The organism is Halococcus sp. IIIV-5B (assembly GCF_003602035.1).
GTDB classification, from domain to species: domain Archaea; phylum Halobacteriota; class Halobacteria; order Halobacteriales; family Halococcaceae; genus Halococcus; species Halococcus salsus.
On sequence record NZ_QZWE01000004.1, the window covers coordinates 49927 to 69020 of the forward strand.

Genomic DNA, 19094 nt, shown 5'->3' on the forward strand with positions numbered 1-19094 from the left:
GGTTACTCGGGGTCGGTGGAGCCGCTGGGGTTGGGCTGTGCGGCGGCTCCGTCGGTGTCGCTCACCCGTTGGATACGCTCGACACCGTCGATCTCCGCAACGATGTCGACCACGGCGGGCGGCACGAGTTCGCGCCAGCCCTCGTCGACGATCATCCGTTCCCTGATCTCGGAGCCTTCGAGCTTCTCGCGATCGAACATCGGCGACTGCTGGACCTCCATACCGGCCTCCGAGAACAACTGGACGACGAGCGGGTTGTTCGAGTAGGCGACGTCGAAGGTCGGCGACATGCTTCTCACGTGGGAGACCCAGACCGCGTTCCGGTTGAGGTCCTCGATCGGCACCGGATAGATCACGAGGTCCGAGTCGGCGAGCGATTTCGTGATCATCATGATCCGTTCGCCCGCGGTGAAGGGGTCGTGACGGGTGTGGGAGTCGTCGGCGCTCCCGATCCCGAGCACGAGTTCGTCGACCTCCTTCGCGATGTGTTCGACCATCCGGTGATGGCCGTCGTGGTAGGGCTGGAATCGACCGATGTAAAAGCCCCGTCTCATATCCGTTCGTGGGACGGCGTGTATTTAAGTCCGTTCAGTCGTCGGTCGGGGTGGGAATCCCGTCGAGCGAGGCTGTCGGGACCGGGGACGGTGGTGTGACGCCGGTCGCCGAGGGGAGAAAGTATATCAGTAAACGTGCCCTCCGATCGCTTGTTAGAGCCAGTCACATGAGTAATGAAATGGACGCCGACGACGCGTTCCCGACCCAGTCGGAAACGGAGTCGGAGTCGGACCCTGAGCCGGAGGACGCGCCGTTCGAGGAGGACCTCGGGAGCGACATCGCCGAGGCGGCGATCATCGAGGAGAACGAGGACGGGCTGCTCGGCGGTCTCGACATCGAGTCGACCGCCGACATCGAGATCCCGGACCGCCTCGTCGACCAGGTGATCGGGCAGGACCACGCCCGCGACGTGGTGTTGAAGGCCGCGAAGCAGCGCCGCCACGTCATGATGATCGGCACGCCCGGGACGGGGAAGTCGATGCTGGCGAAGGCGATGAGCCAGCTCCTCCCGAAGGAGGACCTCCAGGACGTGCTGGTGTATCACAACCCCGACGACGGCAACGCGCCGAAGGTCAGAACCGTTCCGGCCGGGAAGGGCGAACAGATCATCGACGCCCACAAGGAGGAGGCCCAAAAGCGCAACCAGATGCGCCAGTTCCTGATGTGGATCATCATCGCCATCGTGCTGGGCTACTCCTTCCTGATAGCCAACCAGCTCCTGATCGGTGGCGTGCTCGCGGTGCTGATCTATCTCGCCTTCAAGTACAGCTCGCGAAGCACGGACGCGATGATCCCGAACCTCCTGATCAACGCCGCCGAGGACCAGACCGCGCCGTTCGAGGACGCGACGGGTGCCCACGCCGGCGCGCTGCTCGGCGACGTCCGCCACGACCCGTTCCAGTCGGGCGGGATGGAGACGCCGAGCCACGACCGCGTCGAGGCCGGCGCGATCCACAAGGCCAACAAGGGCGTGCTGTTCGTCGACGAGATCAACACGCTCGACATCCGCAACCAGCAGAAGCTGATGACGGCAATCCAGGAGCGCGAATTCAGTATCACGGGTCAGTCCGAGCGTTCCTCGGGTGCGATGGTCCAGACGGAGCCGGTTCCCACCGACTTCATCATGATCGCGGCGGGGAACCTCGACGCGATGGAGAACATGCACCCCGCGCTGCGCTCGCGGATCAAGGGCTACGGCTACGAGGTCTACATGGACGACACCATCGAGGACGAACCCGAGATGCGCCGGAAGTACTCGCGGTTCGTGGCCCAGGAGGTCGAGAAGGACGGCCGCCTGCCCCACTTCACGCGGAAGGCGGTCGAGGAGGTCATCCTCGAAGCCCGCCGTCGTGCGGGCCGGAAGGGCCACCTCACGCTCAAGATGCGCGACCTCGGTGGGCTCGTTCGGGTCGCGGGCGACATCGCCCGCGCCGAGGACGCCGAGTTCACCACCCGCGACCACGTGCTCCAGGCCAAGCGCCGCTCGCGCTCGATCGAACAGCAGCTCGCGGACACGTTCATGGAGCGCCGGAAGGACTACGAGATGACGGTGGCCCAGGGCGAGGTCGTCGGCCGTATCAACGGTCTCGCCGTGATGGGCGAGGACTCGGGCATCGTCCTGCCCGTGATGGCCGAGGTCACGCCCTCGCAGGGTCCGGGCGGCGTGATCGCCACCGGCCAGCTCAAGGAGATGGCCGAGGAGGCGGTCCAGAACGTCTCGGCGATCATCAAGAAGTTCTCGGACCAGAACATCTCCGAGAAGGACATCCACATCCAGTTCGTCCAGGTGGGTGAGGGCGGCGTCGACGGTGACTCCGCATCCATCACCGTCGCCGCGGCGGTCATCAGCGCGCTCGAAAGCGTCCCGGTCGACCAGAACCTCGCGATGACGGGGTCGCTCTCGGTCCGGGGCGACGTGCTGCCCGTCGGCGGCGTGACGCACAAGATCGAGGCCGCCGCGAAGGCCGGGCTCGAACGCGTCATCATCCCGGCCGCGAACGAACAGGACGTGATGATCGAGGACGAGTACGAGGACCAGATCGAGATCATCCCGGTCTCGCACATCTCGGAAGTCCTCGAAGTCGCCCTCGCTGGCGAGGGCGAGAAGGACGGGTTGGTCGACCGCCTCAAGTCCATCACCGGCAGCGCGCTCGACCGCCAGCCGGTCAACCAGCAGGGCTCCGGCAGCCCGAGCCCGCAGTAGAAGCCCGAACTTTTCGAGTCGTTGTTTCGACTTTTCGATGTCCTACTCGTCGAGCGGCGCGACGACGTCGGCCTCGACCAGATCCTCGATAGCTTCATCCTCGTAGCCCGCCTCGTGGAGGAGTTCGCGGGTGTGTTCGCCGAGCCGCGGCGGATACTGACGAATGGTCGTCGGGGTGTTCGAGAAGTGCATCGGACTGCCCGGCATCTCGACGGAACCCGCGGTCGGATGCTCGATTTCGCGGTGCATTCCTCGGGCCTCGACCTGTGGCGTCTCGAAGATATCGGCCATGTCGTGGACGTCACTCGCGGGCACGTCGTGGTCGTCGAACAGCGAGAGGACCTCGTCCGTTCCGTACTCGCCGATCTCGTCGGCCAGCAGCGAGTCGAGTTCCTCGCGATTCGCCACCCGGTCGGCGTTGGTCGAGAAGCGCTCGTCCTCGGCGAGGTCATTCCTGTCGAGCGCGGTACAGAATCGCGCCCAGATCGCTTCGGAGCCGACCGCGACCACGACGTAGCTATCCTGCGTTTCGAACGCCTGGTAGGGCACGATGGTCGGGTGTCTGCTCCCCATCCTGGTCGGCGGGTCGCCGGTCGCGAAGTAGTTCGAGGCCATGTAGGTCATCCAGGCCACCTGCCCGTCGAAGAGGCTGATGTCGACCTTCTGGCCGCCGGAGTTCCCGAGTTCGCGTTCGAGTAGCGCCGCGAGGATGGCCTGGGTGGCGTACATCCCCGCACCGATGTCGGCGAGTGCGACCCCCACTCGGACGGGGGTTCGGCCCTCCTCGCCGGTGATGCTCATCAGCCCACCCTCGGCCTGCATGATGATGTCGTAGGCCGGGCGGTCCGCATCGGGGCCCCACTCGCCGTAGCCCGAGAGCGAGCAGTAGACGAGCTCCGGGTTCACCTCGGCGAGGTCGTCGTAGCCGAGCCCCCAGTCGTCCATCTTCCCCACTCGAAAGTTCTCAACGAGGACGTCGGCCTCGCGCGCGAGCGCCCGGAAGACCTCGCGGCCGTCCGCCGAGGCGAGGTTCAGCGCGATCGAGCGCTTGTTCCGGTTGATGCTCATGTAGTAGGCGCTCTCGTCGCTCTCACCGTAGGACGGGGGTTGCCACCCCCGGGTCTGGTCGCCGCCGTCGGGGCGTTCGACCTTGATGACCTCCGCCCCGAGGTCGCCGAGCTGCATCGTACAGAACGGCCCCGCGAGCACCCGCGAGGCGTCGAGCACCGTGAGCCCGTCGAGCGGGCCGGTCTCGCCGTCGGCCTCGCGCGCCTCGCCGGTCATCGGTTCGGCCCCCGAAGCGGTGCGTCGAACCGACGCGATGGGATGCTGTCGAGCGCGGGCCACGCCGAGGCTTCGAGACCGCTGCCGTCGCCGGATCGAACACGGCTGTGCATACGGTCGCGTGGCTGGCCGGCGTGAAAAGTGCACACGTCGTCGGGCTGGTCCCGAGAGCGAGGACTACGTCGAGGGTGTGTTCAGGTCGTTGCCGTCGGCGTCGTGGACCGCGTTGTGGGCGGTGACGCGCGGGCCGCGGTCGGTGTGCTCGACGGTGGCCGCGACCCCGAAGACGTCGTGGAGGAGGTCCTCGGTGATGACCTCCTCGGGGGGGCCGCGGGCGTAGATCGAGCCGTCGTCGAGCGCGAGCACGTGGTCGGCGTAGCGGGCGGCCTGGTCGATGTCGTGGAGCACGAGCACGATCGTGACCTCTGAGTCGGCCTTCAGGGTCTCGATGATCTCCATGACTTCGAGCTGGTGGTGGAGGTCGAGGAAGGTCGTCGGCTCGTCGAGCAGGAGGACGTCGGTGTCCTGGGCGAGCACCATCGCGATCCACGCGAGCTGTTTCTGGCCGCCGGAGAGCCCGCCGACCTCGCGGTCCCTGAGGTGGTCGACGCCCGCGAGGCTGAGCGCGTCCGCGACGGCACACTCGTCCTCGTCGGTCAGCGAGTCGAAGAAGCCACGGTGAGGGTACCGACCGTGCAGCACGAGGTCCTCGACCGTGATGCTCGACGGCGAGACGTTCTCCTGTGAAAGCAACCCGAGCTTCCGTGCGAGCTCCTTGGTGTCGAGGCTCTGTATCGCCCGGCCGTCGAGCCTGACGACGCCGTCGTCGGGCGTGAGCTGGTTCGAGAGTCCCCGGAGGAGCGTGCTCTTGCCCGAGCCGTTCGGGCCGACCAGCGCCGTCACGCAGCCCTGGGGGATCGAAACCGACTCGCCGTCGATGACCGGCTCGCCCTCGGGGTAGCCGAGGACGACCTCCTCGCATTCGAGCGTGGTGTCCCGCTCGGCGGGAACGTCAGGTTCGTCCGTGGGTCCCGACGCGTCGCCGCGCTCGACGAGCGTGCCGCCGTCCGTCCGGAGCGGTTCGTCGTCGGTCATCGGGGCTCGCCCTCCGTCGGTCGCAGTCGTGTGTCGAACGCCGACCACGCGTTCGTCCACCACGAAGCGCTCGCGTCCATATCTGTTTAGGCACTCCTAAAACGCATAAACGTTTTCGTTGGGGCGAGATCCTCCCCTCAGACCTCGCCGATCGAGCCCTGCTTTCGCATCAGGTAGAGGAAGTAGGGCCCGCCGATCAGCCCGGTGACGATCCCGACGGGGATCTGGACGGGGTTGAGCGCGAGGCGCGCACCGACGTCGGCGGCGACCATCAGCGCCGGGCCGGCGAACACACAGCCCACCATGAGGCGTTTGTAGTCGCTGCCGACGAGGTTGCGGACGACGTGGGGGACGATGAGGCCCACGAAACTCACGATGCCGGCGACCGAGATGCTCGCCGCCGCCGCCAGGATCGCGATACCGGAGAGCGCGAAGCGGACCCGCTCGACCGACATCCCGAGCGACTTCGCGGTGCGCTCACCCAGTAGTAAGACGTTGAGCTGGCGTGCGCCCGCCAGCGCGAGCACCGTCGCGAGGATCGTCCACGGCAGCGCGATCCGGACCTGCTCCCAGTCGGTGCCCGTGAGCGAGCCCGTGGTCCAGGAGATCGCCTGCTGGACGATCCCGAGGTCGTCGGCGAAGAAGAACAGCCCCGTCTGGAGCGACTGGAACACCGTGCTGACGATCACGCCCGCGAGGACCAGCCGAACCGGCGAGGTGCCGTTCTGCCAGGCGATCGCGTAGACGATCAGGAAGGCGACCGCGCCGCCGAGCGACGCCGTCACCGGCAACAGCGCCGTGAGGCCCGAGAAGACGACGAGCGTGAGGAGGATCGCGAGCCCAGCCCCCGAGGAGACCCCGAGGATGAACGGGCTCGCGAGCTCGTTGCGGGTCACGGCCTGGAAGATCGCCCCCGAGATCGCGAGGTTCGTGCCCACGAACGCCGCGACGAGGACGCGCGGCAGGCGGATGTTCCAGACGATCAGCGCGCGCTGGGGGAGGTCGACGGCCGCCGTCGAGAGACCGAGCGCCGAGAAGAGGCCGTTCGCGAGACCTTCACCGAGCAGGAAGGTCGCGATCACCTGTGGGTGGGTCCAGACGACCGGGTCGAACACCGCGCCCCAGGCTTGACCGATGGTCATCGAGTACGACCCGAAGCTCACCTGGACCAGCCCTGCGACCGCTACGATCGCGACGCTCGCGAGGATCAGCGAGACCAGCGAGCCGTCGACCCACTCGAACCAGCCCTCGTCCTCACTGACGGTCGTCGTCGACCCGCTCCCGGCCATCTACGCCCCCCTCACGACGACCCCGTGACGATGTCGGCCACGCGTTGCCGGTCGAACAGCTGGTCCGAGGCCCCGTAGACCTGCCGGGCGGCGCGCTCGGTCAGCACGAGGTTCGTGATCGGGCCCTGATAGAGCGGGCCGCCGCGGTAGACGTCGCCGTTCTCGACCGCGGTCAGCGCGCTCGCGGTGTCGTTGCTTTCGAGATACGACACCACGGTGTTTTGGAACTGCTTTCGGGTCTTGTCCTCGTGGCCCCGAAGCAGGAGGACGTCGGGGTCGACCTCCAGCAGCGTCTCGAAGTCGACCTCGCTCCGGTCGGCGTGGAAGTCCCGAACGGACGTGTCGGCGAACGCGTCCCGGACTTCGAGGTCGCGCCACTGCTTGAAGCTCGTCCCGGGGCTGATGAGATACGGGGAGAACGTATCCGGTTGGTCGCTTCCCGCCCACATGATCGCCACGGCGGGTTTCTCGCCCGAGGGGACGACCTCGCTCACGTTCGACTGGAAGTCGTCGTGGAGACCGGCGAAGGCCTCGTAGCGTTCGGTCTCCTGGAACACCTGCGAGAGCTTCTCGAATGCCTCGTAGAGCGAGAGGTACGGGTAGTCCTCGTGCCAGTCGTAGCCCCGCGAGAAGATGCTGTTGCCGAAGAAGGGCGCTATCTCCGTCTCGATCTCCTTGATGTCGGTCTGATTCCAGCCCTTGTACCGGTTCAGGAGGAAGTTGGGGTCGATGACGTGGACGTCGCCGTCGAGTTCGTAGAACAGCTCCTTGCTCACCCCGTCGCTGTAGAGGCTCTGCATCCCGCTCTTGTCGACCGAGACGCCGGGGATCTCGTCGTAGTACTGGGTGTGGTACCGCTCGGTGAGCCAGACCGCCTTCGGAGGCTGCTTGCCGAGCGCGACGCCCATGTCGGCCCAGCTCCCGTTGTTGGCGACCCACGTTTCGGGAACGCTGTCGAAACTCACCGTGCCCACCGGCGGCATCGTGACGCTGTAGGACCCGCCCGATGCGGTTCCCGTTTCGTCGGTGGCCTCCGAGCCCGTCCCCTCGGCCGCGGTGGATCCGGACTCGGTCGCGGCTCCCGCGCCGGTCGTCCCGTCGCTCGCGGCGGTCCCGGTCCCGTCGCCGGCACCAGCGGTGCTCTCGTTGGTTCCGCCGTCGCTCCCGGTACAGCCGGCGAGCAGTCCGCCGGCGACCGCCGTGGTTGCGAGGAATCGTCGTCGTCGCATACGAGTTAGGCCCGCCGAAAGAAGCTAAAGCCTTCCGATTTCGGTCGGCCTAAATCGAAACCCGCTCCGCCCGTGACTTTTCGATCGAGATCGATTGCAACGATCACTCATCCGCCTCGCTCCGCCGGACGATCCCCCGTGCGATGCCATCGCGTGTTCCGATCCGGAAACCGGATTTTCGGGATCCCAAAGAAAACTTCTCGCGAGGGGAATGTTTAAGTGGCTTGTCGTCCTACACAGAGGTGATGAGTCTCCAAGAATCCGACTCCCGTCTCCAGCAGGAGTTCGGCACGGTCGACGAATCGCCGGCGACCCGCATCGAGGCCGAGCGCGCCGAACAGGTCATCGACGCGCTCAACGCCGATCTCGCGGCGTCGTACGTGCTCTATCACCAGCTCAAGAAGCACCACTGGAACGTCGAGGGTGCCGAGTTCCTCGAACTCCACCGCTTCTTCGAGGAAGCCTACGAGGACGTCGAGGAGCACGCCGACGCGATCGCCGAACGCGCCCAGGCGCTCGGTGGTGTCCCCGTCGCGGGTCCCGTCAACCTCGACGAGCGGAGCTACGTCGAGTTCGAGGGCGAAGACGTCTACGACGTCCGGACCTCGGTTGCCAACGACATGGTGATGTTCGCCGACATCGTCGAGCGGTTCCGCGACCACATCGAGCTCGCCAACAACCTCGGCGACTACACCTCCGAGGAGGTCCTGCGCCACGCGATCACGGACTACGAGGAGTACGCCCACCACCTGGAGCACTACCTCGAGGACGACACCCTCGTGCTCGAAGAAGCGACTCACTGAGGCGTCGTCTCCGAAAACTCGTTCTTTTTCGATTCCCTCCGAGAGCCATCAGCCCCGCAGTTCAGCGTTCGAGGTCGACGGCGAGGTCCGTCGCGATCCACCCGTCGGTGTTCCCCGCCTCGACGAAGACGCGACGGCCGGGGCGGGTGGTGTGCACCGAGACGCCGTGGTCGAGCCGCGATCCGCCGTGGTCGTCGGTCGCGGTCGTGTCGGGGCCCAGTTGGTGGGAGGGAACGGCCATTACCCGAGTTAGGCAACCCTAAAGTCATAAGCATTTTGGTCGGCCTAATCGGTTCCGGATCGGGCGGTCCCTCTCGCGTCGTCAGTCGCCGGGCTGGGTCGCGGGGCGGTAGTTCCGGGCGATCACCTTCCATCGGCCGGTCGAGAAGCGGTAGTAGCTGACCGCGGCGGGCGCGACCATCACGGCGACGACGGCGACCACGAGCCCCGAGAGGCCGAGGTCGGTCGTCGCGCCGAGGTACGCGAGCGGGAGGCCCACGACGTAGCCGAGGACCTGACCGTAGAACGGCCACCGGGTGTCGCCGCTCGCGCGGAGCGGGCCGGTCGCGGTTCGCGAGAGGCCCTTGAAGACGATCCCGACGCAGGTCGCCCTGACGAGCATCGTGGCGATCGGGAGCGCGTCGCTCGCGGGGTCGCCGACGAACGCGAGCGCGATCGGGTCGGCGAGGACGAACACCACGGCCGCGAGCAGGAAGTAGACCGCGACGCCGAAGCGGATCACCTCGGTGCCGTAGGCCTCGGCGGTATCCTCGTCACCGGTGCCGAGCTCCTGGCCGACGAGGCTGGAGGAGGCGAGCCCGAAGCCCCAGCCGGGGGTGTTGAGGAGGTCTCGAACGCGCTGGGCGACCACGAACGCCGCCACGACCGTCGTCCCGAACAGCCCGACGATCCAGAGCATGGCGAAGCCGCCGAGCCGCCAGGCGACGTTCTTGCCGATCAGGGGCGTTCCGATCTTCACGAGTTGGCGGGTCGTCCCGCCGTGGAGGTAGGTGCCGAACGGATCGACGGTGATGGGGAGTTTCCCGACGCCCGGGAGCCAGCCCGCCGTCAGTCCGTAGACGAATGCGATCGTGACGGCGACGTTCGCGAGCACGGTGCCGACCGCCGCGCCGACGACGCCGTAGCCCAGCCAGAATATCAGGGCCGCGTTGACGGCGACGTTCAGGACCGCGCCGGCGGCCCGGACCACCATTGGCGTCCAGGCGTCGTCGGCCCCCACGAGCGCGCGGCTCGCGATCAGGTTGAGGCCGGCGAAGGGGACGCCGAGGCCCATGAGTCGGAGGTAGTTCGCGCCGAGTTCGACCACGCGCGGGTTGTCGCTGAGGAGGCCGAGGAGCTGTGTCGGGAGGAACCAGAACAGCGCGGTGACCGGGACCGTGAGGCCGAGCACGACGAGGATGCTCGACCGGACGGGTTGGCCGACGGGTTCGTCGGCCCCGTAGCGTTGGGAGACGAGTGCGATGGTGCCGCTGGCGAGGCCGCCGCCGAGCGCGAACGCCATCCCCCAGTAGGGGGCGACGAACCCCACACCTGCGATGGCGGCCGTGCCCACTGCGAGACCGACCATCGCCGTGTCGGCGGCGTTCTTCGACATCCGTGCGAGGCCCGTGACGATCCGGGGCCACGCGAGGTCGGTGGTTCGGCGCGCGCGTTCGGGTTCGATGAGGTCCGCCCGAACCAGCGCCGTTCCCACCCAGGCGACCACCAGTCGAACCGGATTCGGCACTCGTTCCAAGACTCCTGCGCGTTGCCGTCACGGCATAAAATGGCTTGCGTCATCGGCAGACCGGGCTGGTTTTTCAGCCGATCCAACCATCGAAAACAATCGTGTTGGAACTCTTGCCGCGCGGTGCGGCGCGGCCGCGGCGCGGTTGCGGTGCGGCGGCGCGGCGGTGGCGGTCGCGGTGCGGTTGCTGGCCTGGCGGATGAAGGGCGAAGCACTCGAACGAGGCCGTAGGCTGAGTGAGTAGCGAACGAAGTGAGCGGGTGCTGAGGGCTTCGGCGGTGCGGTTGTGGTTTGCGGAGGCGGTTGCGGTGCTGTGCGGTTTGTGGAGGCGGAGTTGGTTAGTCGTTGTACCGCGAACGAGCGCGAAGCGCGAGTGAGTGGGCCGACGACTGACCGCAGTTCTCGTGAGCGACCAGAGGGAGCGAACGAGAGCACGGAAGAGCGAAGTTCTTCCGGTGGGAAGGAGGAGGCTTTTGATCCACATTTTGCCAGGGAGGCCGCTTCGCGGCCGACCGCAGCAAAAGGTGGTTTCAGAGCCCTTCCAGCGATCGCAGCCGCTGTTCGACCTTCGGGGGAGCGGCGCTCGGGCCGTCCCGAACGCGGTGGTCGGGGATGATGATCGGGATCGGGTTCTCGTCGAGCGCGGTGCGCACGCGGTCGCGGTCGTCGTCGTCCTCGGGGTCGAAGCCGGGGATGCGACCCGTGAGCGGCTCGACCGAGGTCTGAGTGCCGTAGGGGAGTTCGCGAACGGCTTCGAGCACCGACCGCTGGTCGGTGGGAACGGTGAGGCCGATCTCGACGTCTCGGAACTCGTCGTGGTCGCCTTCGAGGTACTCGAATATCCGGTCGAGCACCTCGTGCTGGGCGTCGGCCCCGGACGCGAAGTTCCGTGGGAACGACACCGAGACGACGCGGTCGCTCGCCACCCCGACCTGGACGCAGCGGTCGAGGTAGTTCGACTCCCGCGCGTAGATTCCGGCGACCTCGCTCATGACGATCATAGGGCCGTGCGGGTCTTTAACATTCTGTCCGCCTCCGTTGGGTGACGCAAGTCTTATGTACAGAACAGTCCATTACTGTACACTAATGAACGAAACCGAGGGAGTAGCCCCCGAGGTCGAATCGATCCTGGCGGCCGCGGCCGAACGCGAGGGCGGCACCGATCGGCTCGCCGTCTCGGCGCGGTCGTTCCCGGAAGCGTTCGCCGCGGCCGAATCCGAGGGTCGAGTGCCGGTGATCGCCGAAGTCAAACCCACCAGTCCGACGACCGACGGCGAGCGCGACGAGGACCCCGTGGCGCTCGCGGAGTCGATGGTCGCCGGCGGCGCGGCGGCGATCTCGGTGCTCACCGAACCCGACCACTTCGGCGGCTCGCTCGACGCGCTCACGGCCGTCCGCGAGGCGGTTTCGGTACCGGTGCTCCGGAAGGACTTCGTACTCCGTGAAGAACAGCTCGACGCCGTCGCGGCGGACGCCGTCCTCCTGATCGCGCGGTTCGTCGACGACCTTCCGAAACTCGTCGAGGCCGCCCGCGACCGCGGTTTCCAGCCGCTCGTGGAGGTTCACTCCCGCGCCGAACTCGACGCCGCGCTCGATGCGGGTGCGGACCTGGTCGGTGTGAACAACCGCGACCTCGCGCGGCTGGAGGTCGACCTCTCGACCTTCGAAGCGCTCGCGCCGCGGGTTCCGGACGACGTGACCCTCGTGGCCGAGAGCGGTATCACGAGCTCGGAGGACGTCCGGCGGATGCGCGAGGCGGGGGCCGATGCCTTGTTGATCGGCACGGCGATCATGGACGGCGACCCGGAGGCGAACGCCCGGCGACTCACGACGCAAGACCAATGAGTGAGACGAACCGAGGGACGAACAAGCCAATGGCAACGGACGAGAACGGGAAATTCGGGCGGTACGGTGGCCAGTACGTCCCCGAGGCGCTGATGGCAGCGGTCGAGGAACTCGACGACGCCTACCGGCGCTACGTCCTGGAGAACGAGGACGGTTTCGTGGACGAGTTCCGCGAGCGGCTCCGGGACTTCGGGGGCCGGCCGACACCGCTTCAGCACGCCGACCGACTGAGCGAGCGCTCCGGCTTCGACGTCTACCTCAAACGCGAGGACCTCCTCCACGGCGGCGCGCACAAACTCAACAACGCGCTCGGGCAGTGTCTGCTCGCGAAGTACATGGGCAAAGAGCGGATCGTGGCCGAGACCGGGGCGGGCCAGCACGGCACCGCGACCGCGATGGCCGCGGCTCACCTCGGGATGGAGTGCGAGGTCTACATGGGCGAGCGCGACATCAACCGCCAGCGCCCCAACGTCTTCCGGATGCGTCTCAACGGCGCGACCGTCAATCCGGTGACGACAGGAAGAGGGACCCTGAAAGAAGCCATCAACGAGACGATGCGCGAGTGGGCGACGACTGTGGAGGATACCCACTACGTCATCGGTTCGGTGGTCGGCCCACATCCCTTCCCGGCGATGGTTCGCGACTTCCAGTCCGTCATCGGCGAGGAAGCCCGTCGGCAGACACAGGAGAAGATCGGCGAGCTGCCCGACAGCGTGGTGGCCTGTGCCGGCGGTGGCTCGAACACGATGGGCGCGTTCGACGCGTTCGTCGAGGACGAAAGCGTCTCGCTTGTCGCGGTCGAGGCGGGCGGCAGCAGCCTCGACGTCGACGAGGAAGCGGGCGTCGCGCCGAACTCAGCCTCGCTCGCCACGGGCCAGGAGGGCGTGCTCCACGGCGCGCGCACGAAACTCCTCCAGGACACTGCGGGCCAGATCCTCGAATCCCACAGCGTGAGTTCGGGGCTCGACTACGCCGGTGTGGGACCCGAACTCGCGAACCTCGTGGACGAGGGACGCGTGACCCCCGTCTCGGTCGACGACGACGCCGCCCTCGAAGGTTTCCACCGGCTCTCCCAGCTGGAGGGGATCATCCCGGCGCTCGAAAGCGCCCACGCGATCGCCTACCTCGACCGTGCCGACCCCGCCGACCTCGGGGACAGTGTCGTGGTCAACCTCTCCGGGCGCGGCGACAAGGACCTCGAAAGCGTCGTCGAGGAGACCGAGAAACGCGAGATCGAGAACGCGCCCGAGATGGGGGTCTTCAAGTGAGTCGCATCGACGAGGTCTTCGAGGACACCGAGGCCGCGTTCGTCCCGTACCTCGCGGTCGGCGACCCCGACGCCGAATCCAGCGTCGCGTACATCGAGGCGCTCGCGCGCGGCGGGGCCGACGTCATCGAACTCGGCCTCCCCTTCTCCGAACCGATCGCCGAGGGGCCGACGATCCAGCACGCAGTGGTCAGATCGCTCGACGCCGGGATGACCCCCGAGAAGTTCTTCGAGGTGGTCGAACGCCTCGACGTCGACGTGCCGCTGGTCTGTATGACCTACTACAACCTGGTCTACCAGTTCGGACAGCGCGAGGCCCGCCAGGCCTCGGAAGGAGCGAGTGGCGACACCGCGAGCAGCGGGGAGGAGCCAGGGCCCGAACCGTTCGTCCGGCGCGCGGCCGAGGCCGGCATCGACGGCTTCGTCATCCCCGATCTGCCTGTCGAGGAGAGCGGGCCGCTGCGAACCGCGTGCGACGAGCACGGCTGTGATCTGGTCTTCATCGCCGCGCCGACGACCCGCGGGGACCGGCTCACGGCGGCCGTCGAGGAGACCTCGGGTTACCTCTACGTCCAGGCCCGCCTCGGGGTCACGAGCGCCCGCGACGACGTCTCCGACCAGACCACCGAGAGCCTCGACCGGCTGGCCGAGTACGACATCCCGAAGGCGGTCGGGTTCGGGATCAGCTCGGGCGAGATCGCCCGCGAGGTGGTCGCGGCGGGTGCCGACGGCGTGATCGTCGGGAGCGCGCTGGTCGACATCGTAGCCGAGGGGTACGAGAACGGGGAGAGTACCACGGAAGTCGCCGAACGGCTCGAAGCCAAAGCCCGCGAACTCAAAGAGGGCGCACTCGCGGGGGCCACGCAACGTGCGCCGCGACCGGAACGTCCATAACCATCGTGGGACGGAGTGACAGTATGAACACCGGTATTCAGGCACGTCTCGACCGTATCGGCACCGACGGGAAGTTCCTCACCATCCCGATGGACCACGGCCTCACCCTCGGTGCGGTCCGGGGGCTGGTCGACATCGAGTCGACCGTCGACGCGGTGACGCGCGGTGGGGCCGACGCCGTGTTGACCCAGAAAGGGGTGGCTCCGCGCGTCCACCCCAACAAGAACGACGCGGGTTACATCGTCCACCTCAACGGCTCGACCGCCGGCGGCCCGGACGCCAACGACAAACGGATCACCGGGACCGTCGAGGCAGCGGTCAAGGCCGGCGCGGACGCGGTCTCCTTTCACATCAACGTCGGCAGCGCGTCCGAACCCGAGCAGATCACCGACCTCGGCGAGCTCACCGAGCGCGCCGACGAGCTCGGGATTCCAGTACTGGCGATGGCCTACGCTCGCGGCCCCGGCGTCGACGGGGCCGACCCCGACCGCCTCAGCCACGCCGTCCGCCTCGCCGAGGAGCTCGGTGCGGACGTCGTCAAAACGGGCTACTCCGGCGACGCCGGGAGCTTCGCACAGGTCGTCGACGCGACCCGACTGCCCGTGCTGATCGCGGGCGGCGAACCCGCGGGCGACAAGGCATCGCTCGAAGCGGTCCGCGGCGCGATGGACGCGGGTGCGGCGGGCGTCTCGATGGGCCGCACGGTGTTCCAGCACGACGACCCCGAAGCCATGACCCGCGCGGTTTCGGGCGTGGTCCACGACGACCGCACGGCCGAGGAGGCGCTCGACCGGGCCGGCCTCGCAGTCGAAGCGTAATTATCGGTAGATGATGGCGAGTCCGATAGCCGCCGAAACCACACCGTAGGTCAGCGCACCCCACGCGAGCAGGTTCGTCGCGCTCACGAAGACGAACAGACTGGCCACTCCAGCAACCACGATCCCAACGAACAGGATCAGATGACCCGGGAGGCGCTCCAGCAGGCTCGACATGGTTCGTGTGTGATGTGACTCTATGAATTCATTTCGGAAACAATGTGCATCGTGCTTCACGCCGTTTACAGCAGGTCGGGGAGCCCCGTGGGCGAGTCGATGGTGTGGTCCGGTCGAATATCACCGACCGATTGGTCCTCCCCGTGTGAAACCCAGACCGACCGGATGCCGAGCGCGTTCGCACCGGCGACGTCCGCGCGGAGGGAGTCGCCGACGTGTACCGTCTTTCGGGGATCGACATCCAGCTCCGAGAGCGCGTGCTCGAACGGTGCTGGATCGGGTTTGATGCCGCCGGTGTCGGCGAACACCCGGACCTCGAATCGGTCGGCGATGCCGAGCGCGTCGAGCTTCGCACGCTGGGTCGCCTCGCTGCCGTTCGTGACGAGTCCGAGGGGCGTGTCGACGGCGCGGAGGGCGGCCTTCGCACCGGGAACGAACTCGACGTCGGCGTAATCGATGGCGCGGTGGTACGAGCGAGCGACCGCCTCGGCACGTTCGGGGGTCGCGTTCGTGCGCTCTGCGGCCGCTTCGAGGCAGTTGGTGTAGAACGCCACGTCGTCCTCGGCGGTCGGCACGTCGTTCACGACCGCGTTCATCTCGCTCGCGGTGGTGTACGGCGTCACGCCAACCTCGTCGAACGCCCCCGAGAGCACCGTCTCGGGCGACCAGCGCCGTCGACAGAGGGTAGCATCCAGGTCGAACAGCACTGCGTCGGGCTCCATTATGCGGATGATGGGTCGTCGCATCCGAAAACCTTCCGGGGTTTCCGCCACGTTCAAGCCCGACGGCTTCGAGCGCCCCGTATGACACGCACGGTCTGGCTCAAAGCCGACGACTCGGTTGGCGACTGGGAGGAGCGGAAACGACGGATCACGGCGGGGCTCGAAGCCGGCGTCGACTGGGTGCTCTGCGACGAGGCCGACGTCTCGAAGGTCCGCGACCTCGGCGCGGTGTCGGTCGCGGCGTTCGCGAACGGCGGCATCGACACCATCGGCGACGAGGGCGAAGGGCCCGACGCGACGGTCGTCGGGAAGGGCGGCGAGGGCGACGGTACGGCCGACCTGCCACCCGACCTCTCGGGGTCGGCCGACCTCTCGGCGATCCGCCGTGACGACGCCGACGGCGCGTACGTCAGGGTGTTCAACCAGGACTACGAGTCCTTCGCCGAGGCCGCCGCGGGCGAGGCCGACTACACCTTCATCATCGGCGAGGACTGGACCATCATCCCGCTCGAGAACCTGATCGCGCGTATCGGCGAGGAGACCCACCTCGTCGCCGGTGTCGAGACCGCCGACGAGGCCCGGACGGCGTTCGAGACGCTCGAAACCGGCTCCGACGGTGTGCTGCTCGATTCGGGCGACCCCGACGAGATCCGGCGCACGGTCGAGATCCGCGACGAGGCCGAGCGCGAACACCTCGACCTCCAGTGGGCCGAGATCACGGGGATCGAACAGGTCGGGTCCGCGGACCGGGTCTGTGTCGACACCGGGTCCCTGCTCTCGGACGACGAGGGGATGCTCGTGGGCTCGATGAGCCGCGGGCTGTTCTTCGTCCACGCCGAGACCGCCGAATCGCCCTACGTGGCCTCGCGGCCCTTCCGGGTGAACGCCGGCGCGGTCCACGCCTACGTCCGGACGCCGGGCGGCGGCACCCAGTACCTCTCCGAAGTCAAGAGCGGCGACGAGGTTCAGGTGGTCGACACCGACGGCCGAACCCGCGAGGCGCTGGTCGGGCGAGCGAAGATCGAGCGCCGACCGATGTTCCGGGTCGAGGCGACGGTCGGCGCGACGGTCGACGACGCCGAGAGCGGCGAGATCGACGGCGACCACATCGAGACCCTGCTCCAGAACGCCGAGACGATCAAGGTCGCCACCCCGGACGGGCCGAAGGCGGTGACGGACCTCGCGGTCGGCGACGAGGTCAAGGTCTACCACGAGGAGACGGCGCGCCACTTCGGCGAGGCGGTCGACGAGCGGATCGTCGAGAAGTGAGTCAGTCCCGAACCATGACCAGCGCGTTCTCGCCGTCGGCGTAGTAGCCCGGTGCGGTCTTCCGGTGGACGAAGCCGAACCGTCGGTAGAGCGACTGTGCGCGCTCGTTGCTCGCGCGGACTTCGAGCTTGACCGAGGTGGCACGCCGGCCGTCCATGACGTCGAGCGCGCGGGCGAGCAGGGTCGCGCCGACCCCGCGTCCGCGATGGTGGGGGTCGACCGCGAGGTCCTTGACGTGGCCGAGCCGCCGGCCGTGGTTCGGCACGTCGTCGGCGACGATGTAGCCGACCACCTCGTCGGTGACGGCCACCAGAAAGCCCGGGGTTCCGAGGAACCGTTCGAACGCGCGGAACGGCCACGGCTGGGGGAAGGAGGCTTTTTCGATCCGGAACACCGAGAGGAGGTCGGCCCGGACGGTCTCGCGGGTCCGCACCGCCGGCCCGTCGGCATCGGTCGCCGTCGTCATCGACGGTCGTACGGTGCGAGCGTACTTATCGCCACTGCGGGGTCAGGGCGCGCCGCTGATCACGAACTGGGCACCCTCATCGCCGGTCGTGATCTGCCGTGTGGCACCGGGTGAGACCCGGAGCGCGTCGCCGACGTCCATCGCGACGTCCTCGTCGTCGACGGTGATCGTGGCCGCGCCGTCGACGAGCACGTAGACCTCCTCCTCGCCCTCGTCGGCGTGGTCGTGTTCGAAGCCGTCCCAGTTCGGCTCGGCGTCGAGCACGCTGACGCCGTGGTCCTCACAGCCGAGCGGGTCGCGAAGGAAGTGGAGTCCCTGGGTCGACTCGGTCTCCTCGTAGTTGACTTTGGTGTACGACATCGTCGGGACCCACGGGACGGCGAGGGATACGCGTTTGGCTCCCGTATCGAAGTACCAAAATGTTGCCACAAAAGGGCTATTCATCTCCCACCCGAATCGGTGCGGATGGAGTACACGACGCTCGGCGACACCGGCACGACCGTCAGCAAGATCTGTCTCGGCTGCATGAGCTTCGGGGAGGGTGGCGACGAGATGTTCGATTGGACCGTCGACGAGGAGCAGGCCACCGAGGTGATCGACCGCGCGATCGATCTCGGGATCAACTTCTTCGATACCGCGAACGTCTACTCCCACGGCGACAGCGAGCGGATCCTCGGCAACGCGCTCGCGGAGTACGACCGCGACGAACAGGTGGTCGCCACCAAGGTCTGGGGCGAGATGCGCGACGACGACCCCAACTCGGGCGGTCTGTCGCGAAAGACCATCGACCAGGAGCTCGACAACTCCCTCGATAGATTGGGCATGGACACCGTCGACCTCTATCAGATCCACCGCTGGGACGACGACACGCCGATCGAGGAGACCCTTCGCGCGCTCGACGACGCCGTGCGAGGGAACAAAACGCGGTATATCGGCGCGAGCTCGATGTGGGCCCACCAGTTCGCCGACGCGCTCCACACCAGCGATTCGCTCGGTCTCGAACGGTTCGTCACGATGCAGAACCACTACAACCTCGTCTACCGGGAGGAGGAACGCGAGATGAACCCGCTGGCGGCGAAGGAGGGCGTGGGAGTGATCCCCTGGAGCCCGCTCGCGGGCGGCTACCTCGCGCGCCCCCACGAACGGGCCGACGAGATGCGCGACATGACGGAGGACCGATACGACACCCCACAGGCCCGCGAGATCAACGAACGCGTCCAGGAGGTCGCCGACGAGGCGGGCGTGAGCATGAGTCAGATCGGCCTCGCGTGGCTGCTCTCGAAGGAGGGCGTGACCGCGCCCATCTACGGTACGTCGAGCGTCGAACACCTCGAAGACGCCGTCGAGGCGGTCGAACTCGACCTCGCCGCGAGCGATATCGAGTACCTCGAAGAACCCTACGAGCCGATGGCGGTCCTCGGCCACGAGTAGCTC

20 protein-coding genes are annotated in these 19094 nt (G+C 67.4%); 8 read left to right on the forward strand and 12 right to left on the reverse strand.

Annotated elements, in window-relative coordinates:
- Window positions 1-2: 2 nt before the first annotated feature.
- The gene (locus D3261_RS04375) at window positions 3-554 is read right to left on the reverse strand and encodes a nicotinamide-nucleotide adenylyltransferase (RefSeq protein WP_120069409.1); all 552 of its coding nucleotides are present in this window, start codon (window positions 552-554) and stop codon (window positions 3-5) included.
- 167 nt (window positions 555-721) lie between these two features.
- On the opposite strand from D3261_RS04375, the gene lonB reads away from it, so the two are divergent.
- A complete protein-coding gene (gene lonB / locus D3261_RS04380; RefSeq protein WP_120069412.1) occupies window positions 722-2758 on the forward strand; it encodes an ATP-dependent protease LonB in 2037 nt (678 codons plus the stop codon).
- Window positions 2759-2800: 42 nt separating this feature from the next.
- On the opposite strand, the gene D3261_RS04385 is transcribed toward lonB, so the two are convergent.
- The 4 genes from D3261_RS04385 to D3261_RS04400 all read right to left on the reverse strand — a co-directional run bounded on the left by D3261_RS04385 (window position 2801) and on the right by D3261_RS04400 (window position 7655).
- A complete protein-coding gene (locus D3261_RS04385) occupies window positions 2801-4042 on the reverse strand; it encodes a CaiB/BaiF CoA-transferase family protein (RefSeq protein WP_120069415.1) in 1242 nt (413 codons plus the stop codon).
- A 177-nt stretch (window positions 4043-4219) separates the two neighbouring features.
- On the reverse strand, window positions 4220-5137 hold the full coding sequence (locus D3261_RS04390) for an ABC transporter ATP-binding protein (RefSeq protein ID WP_233553885.1): 918 nt from the start codon (window positions 5135-5137) through the stop codon (window positions 4220-4222).
- 137 nt (window positions 5138-5274) lie between these two features.
- Window positions 5275-6426 carry an iron ABC transporter permease gene (locus D3261_RS04395; protein ID WP_120069420.1) on the reverse strand — a complete coding sequence of 384 codons (1152 nt, stop codon included), beginning with the start codon at window positions 6424-6426 and terminating at the stop codon, window positions 5275-5277.
- A gap of 11 nt (window positions 6427-6437) precedes the next feature.
- Window positions 6438-7655: an ABC transporter substrate-binding protein gene (locus D3261_RS04400; RefSeq protein WP_120069423.1), complete on the reverse strand. Its 1218-nt coding sequence runs from the start codon at window positions 7653-7655 to the stop codon at window positions 6438-6440.
- A gap of 245 nt (window positions 7656-7900) precedes the next feature.
- Between D3261_RS04400 and dpsA the strand changes: the two genes are divergently transcribed.
- On the forward strand, window positions 7901-8458 hold the full coding sequence (gene dpsA, locus D3261_RS04405; RefSeq protein WP_120069426.1) for a DNA starvation/stationary phase protection protein DpsA: 558 nt from the start codon (window positions 7901-7903) through the stop codon (window positions 8456-8458).
- Window positions 8459-8519: 61 nt separating this feature from the next.
- Here dpsA and D3261_RS04410 read toward each other — a convergent pair whose 3' ends face one another.
- The 3 genes from D3261_RS04410 to D3261_RS04420 all read right to left on the reverse strand — a co-directional run bounded on the left by D3261_RS04410 (window position 8520) and on the right by D3261_RS04420 (window position 11197).
- Window positions 8520-8699: a hypothetical protein gene (locus tag D3261_RS04410; RefSeq protein WP_120069428.1), complete on the reverse strand. Its 180-nt coding sequence runs from the start codon at window positions 8697-8699 to the stop codon at window positions 8520-8522.
- 81 nt (window positions 8700-8780) lie between these two features.
- On the reverse strand, window positions 8781-10214 hold the full coding sequence (locus tag D3261_RS04415; RefSeq protein WP_120069431.1) for an MATE family efflux transporter: 1434 nt from the start codon (window positions 10212-10214) through the stop codon (window positions 8781-8783).
- A gap of 521 nt (window positions 10215-10735) precedes the next feature.
- Window positions 10736-11197 (reverse strand): MGMT family protein, encoded by a 462-nt coding sequence (locus tag D3261_RS04420; RefSeq protein WP_120069789.1) that lies wholly within the window; start codon window positions 11195-11197, stop codon window positions 10736-10738.
- 94 nt (window positions 11198-11291) lie between these two features.
- On the opposite strand from D3261_RS04420, the gene trpC reads away from it, so the two are divergent.
- From trpC to D3261_RS04440, 4 genes are read left to right on the forward strand one after another with little or no spacing between them, the layout of a single operon-like run.
- Window positions 11292-12050: an indole-3-glycerol phosphate synthase gene (gene trpC, locus D3261_RS04425; RefSeq protein WP_120069433.1), complete on the forward strand. Its 759-nt coding sequence runs from the start codon at window positions 11292-11294 to the stop codon at window positions 12048-12050.
- 29 nt (window positions 12051-12079) lie between these two features.
- A complete protein-coding gene (gene trpB / locus D3261_RS04430; RefSeq protein WP_199693921.1) occupies window positions 12080-13318 on the forward strand; it encodes a tryptophan synthase subunit beta in 1239 nt (412 codons plus the stop codon).
- Window positions 13315-14211: a tryptophan synthase subunit alpha gene (gene trpA / locus D3261_RS04435; protein ID WP_120069438.1), complete on the forward strand. Its 897-nt coding sequence runs from the start codon at window positions 13315-13317 to the stop codon at window positions 14209-14211. Before trpB ends, trpA begins: the two co-directional genes overlap by 4 nt.
- A 23-nt stretch (window positions 14212-14234) precedes the next feature.
- Window positions 14235-15029 (forward strand): 2-amino-3,7-dideoxy-D-threo-hept-6-ulosonate synthase, encoded by a 795-nt coding sequence (locus D3261_RS04440; protein WP_120069441.1) that lies wholly within the window; start codon window positions 14235-14237, stop codon window positions 15027-15029.
- On the opposite strand, the gene D3261_RS19945 is transcribed toward D3261_RS04440, so the two are convergent.
- Together D3261_RS19945 and D3261_RS04445 are read right to left on the reverse strand one after the other, a co-directional pair.
- Window positions 15030-15203, reverse strand: a complete 174-nt coding sequence (locus D3261_RS19945; protein ID WP_158589350.1) for a hypothetical protein — start codon at window positions 15201-15203, stop codon at window positions 15030-15032.
- A gap of 65 nt (window positions 15204-15268) precedes the next feature.
- On the reverse strand, window positions 15269-15925 hold the full coding sequence (locus tag D3261_RS04445; protein ID WP_120069444.1) for an HAD family hydrolase: 657 nt from the start codon (window positions 15923-15925) through the stop codon (window positions 15269-15271).
- A gap of 81 nt (window positions 15926-16006) precedes the next feature.
- Here D3261_RS04445 and D3261_RS04450 point away from each other — a divergent pair, with 81 nt between their 5' ends.
- Complete coding sequence (locus D3261_RS04450) at window positions 16007-17194, forward strand: 3-dehydroquinate synthase II (RefSeq protein WP_120069447.1); 1188 nt, start codon at window positions 16007-16009, stop codon at window positions 17192-17194.
- Window position 17195: 1 nt separating this feature from the next.
- Here D3261_RS04450 and rimI read toward each other — a convergent pair whose 3' ends face one another.
- Entirely contained in the window at window positions 17196-17660 is a 465-nt protein-coding gene (gene rimI / locus D3261_RS04455) for a ribosomal protein S18-alanine N-acetyltransferase (protein ID WP_120069450.1), read from the reverse strand.
- 42 nt (window positions 17661-17702) lie between these two features.
- The gene (locus tag D3261_RS04460; RefSeq protein WP_120069453.1) at window positions 17703-18020 is read right to left on the reverse strand and encodes a cupin domain-containing protein; all 318 of its coding nucleotides are present in this window, start codon (window positions 18018-18020) and stop codon (window positions 17703-17705) included.
- Between the two features lie 105 nt (window positions 18021-18125).
- Between D3261_RS04460 and D3261_RS04465 the strand changes: the two genes are divergently transcribed.
- Entirely contained in the window at window positions 18126-19091 is a 966-nt protein-coding gene (locus D3261_RS04465; protein WP_120069456.1) for an aldo/keto reductase, read from the forward strand.
- Window positions 19092-19094 lie beyond the last annotated feature (3 nt).

Bases quoted from the DNA above. Each gene is read 5' to 3' on its own strand.
- D3261_RS04420 (WP_120069789.1), bottom strand. From the start codon at position 11,197: ATGAGCGAGGTCGCCGGAATCTACGCGCGGGAGTCGAACTACCTCGAC.
- D3261_RS04450 (WP_120069447.1), top strand. From the start codon at position 16,007: ATGACACGCACGGTCTGGCTCAAAGCCGACGACTCGGTTGGCGACTGG.
- lonB (WP_120069412.1), top strand. From the start codon at position 722: ATGAGTAATGAAATGGACGCCGACGACGCGTTCCCGACCCAGTCGGAA.
- trpC (WP_120069433.1), top strand. From the start codon at position 11,292: ATGAACGAAACCGAGGGAGTAGCCCCCGAGGTCGAATCGATCCTGGCG.
- D3261_RS04440 (WP_120069441.1), top strand. From the start codon at position 14,235: ATGAACACCGGTATTCAGGCACGTCTCGACCGTATCGGCACCGACGGG.
- D3261_RS04445 (WP_120069444.1), bottom strand. From the start codon at position 15,925: ATGGAGCCCGACGCAGTGCTGTTCGACCTGGATGCTACCCTCTGTCGA.
- rimI (WP_120069450.1), bottom strand. From the start codon at position 17,660: ATGACGACGGCGACCGATGCCGACGGGCCGGCGGTGCGGACCCGCGAG.
- D3261_RS04410 (WP_120069428.1), bottom strand. From the start codon at position 8,699: ATGGCCGTTCCCTCCCACCAACTGGGCCCCGACACGACCGCGACCGAC.
- D3261_RS04385 (WP_120069415.1), bottom strand. From the start codon at position 4,042: ATGACCGGCGAGGCGCGCGAGGCCGACGGCGAGACCGGCCCGCTCGAC.
- D3261_RS04395 (WP_120069420.1), bottom strand. From the start codon at position 6,426: ATGGCCGGGAGCGGGTCGACGACGACCGTCAGTGAGGACGAGGGCTGG.
- dpsA (WP_120069426.1), top strand. From the start codon at position 7,901: ATGAGTCTCCAAGAATCCGACTCCCGTCTCCAGCAGGAGTTCGGCACG.
- D3261_RS04375 (WP_120069409.1), bottom strand. From the start codon at position 554: ATGAGACGGGGCTTTTACATCGGTCGATTCCAGCCCTACCACGACGGC.
- D3261_RS19945 (WP_158589350.1), bottom strand. From the start codon at position 15,203: ATGTCGAGCCTGCTGGAGCGCCTCCCGGGTCATCTGATCCTGTTCGTT.
- trpB (WP_199693921.1), top strand. From the start codon at position 12,080: ATGGCAACGGACGAGAACGGGAAATTCGGGCGGTACGGTGGCCAGTAC.
- D3261_RS04400 (WP_120069423.1), bottom strand. From the start codon at position 7,655: ATGCGACGACGACGATTCCTCGCAACCACGGCGGTCGCCGGCGGACTG.
- D3261_RS04465 (WP_120069456.1), top strand. From the start codon at position 18,126: ATGGAGTACACGACGCTCGGCGACACCGGCACGACCGTCAGCAAGATC.
- D3261_RS04460 (WP_120069453.1), bottom strand. From the start codon at position 18,020: ATGTCGTACACCAAAGTCAACTACGAGGAGACCGAGTCGACCCAGGGA.
- D3261_RS04390 (WP_233553885.1), bottom strand. From the start codon at position 5,137: ATGACCGACGACGAACCGCTCCGGACGGACGGCGGCACGCTCGTCGAG.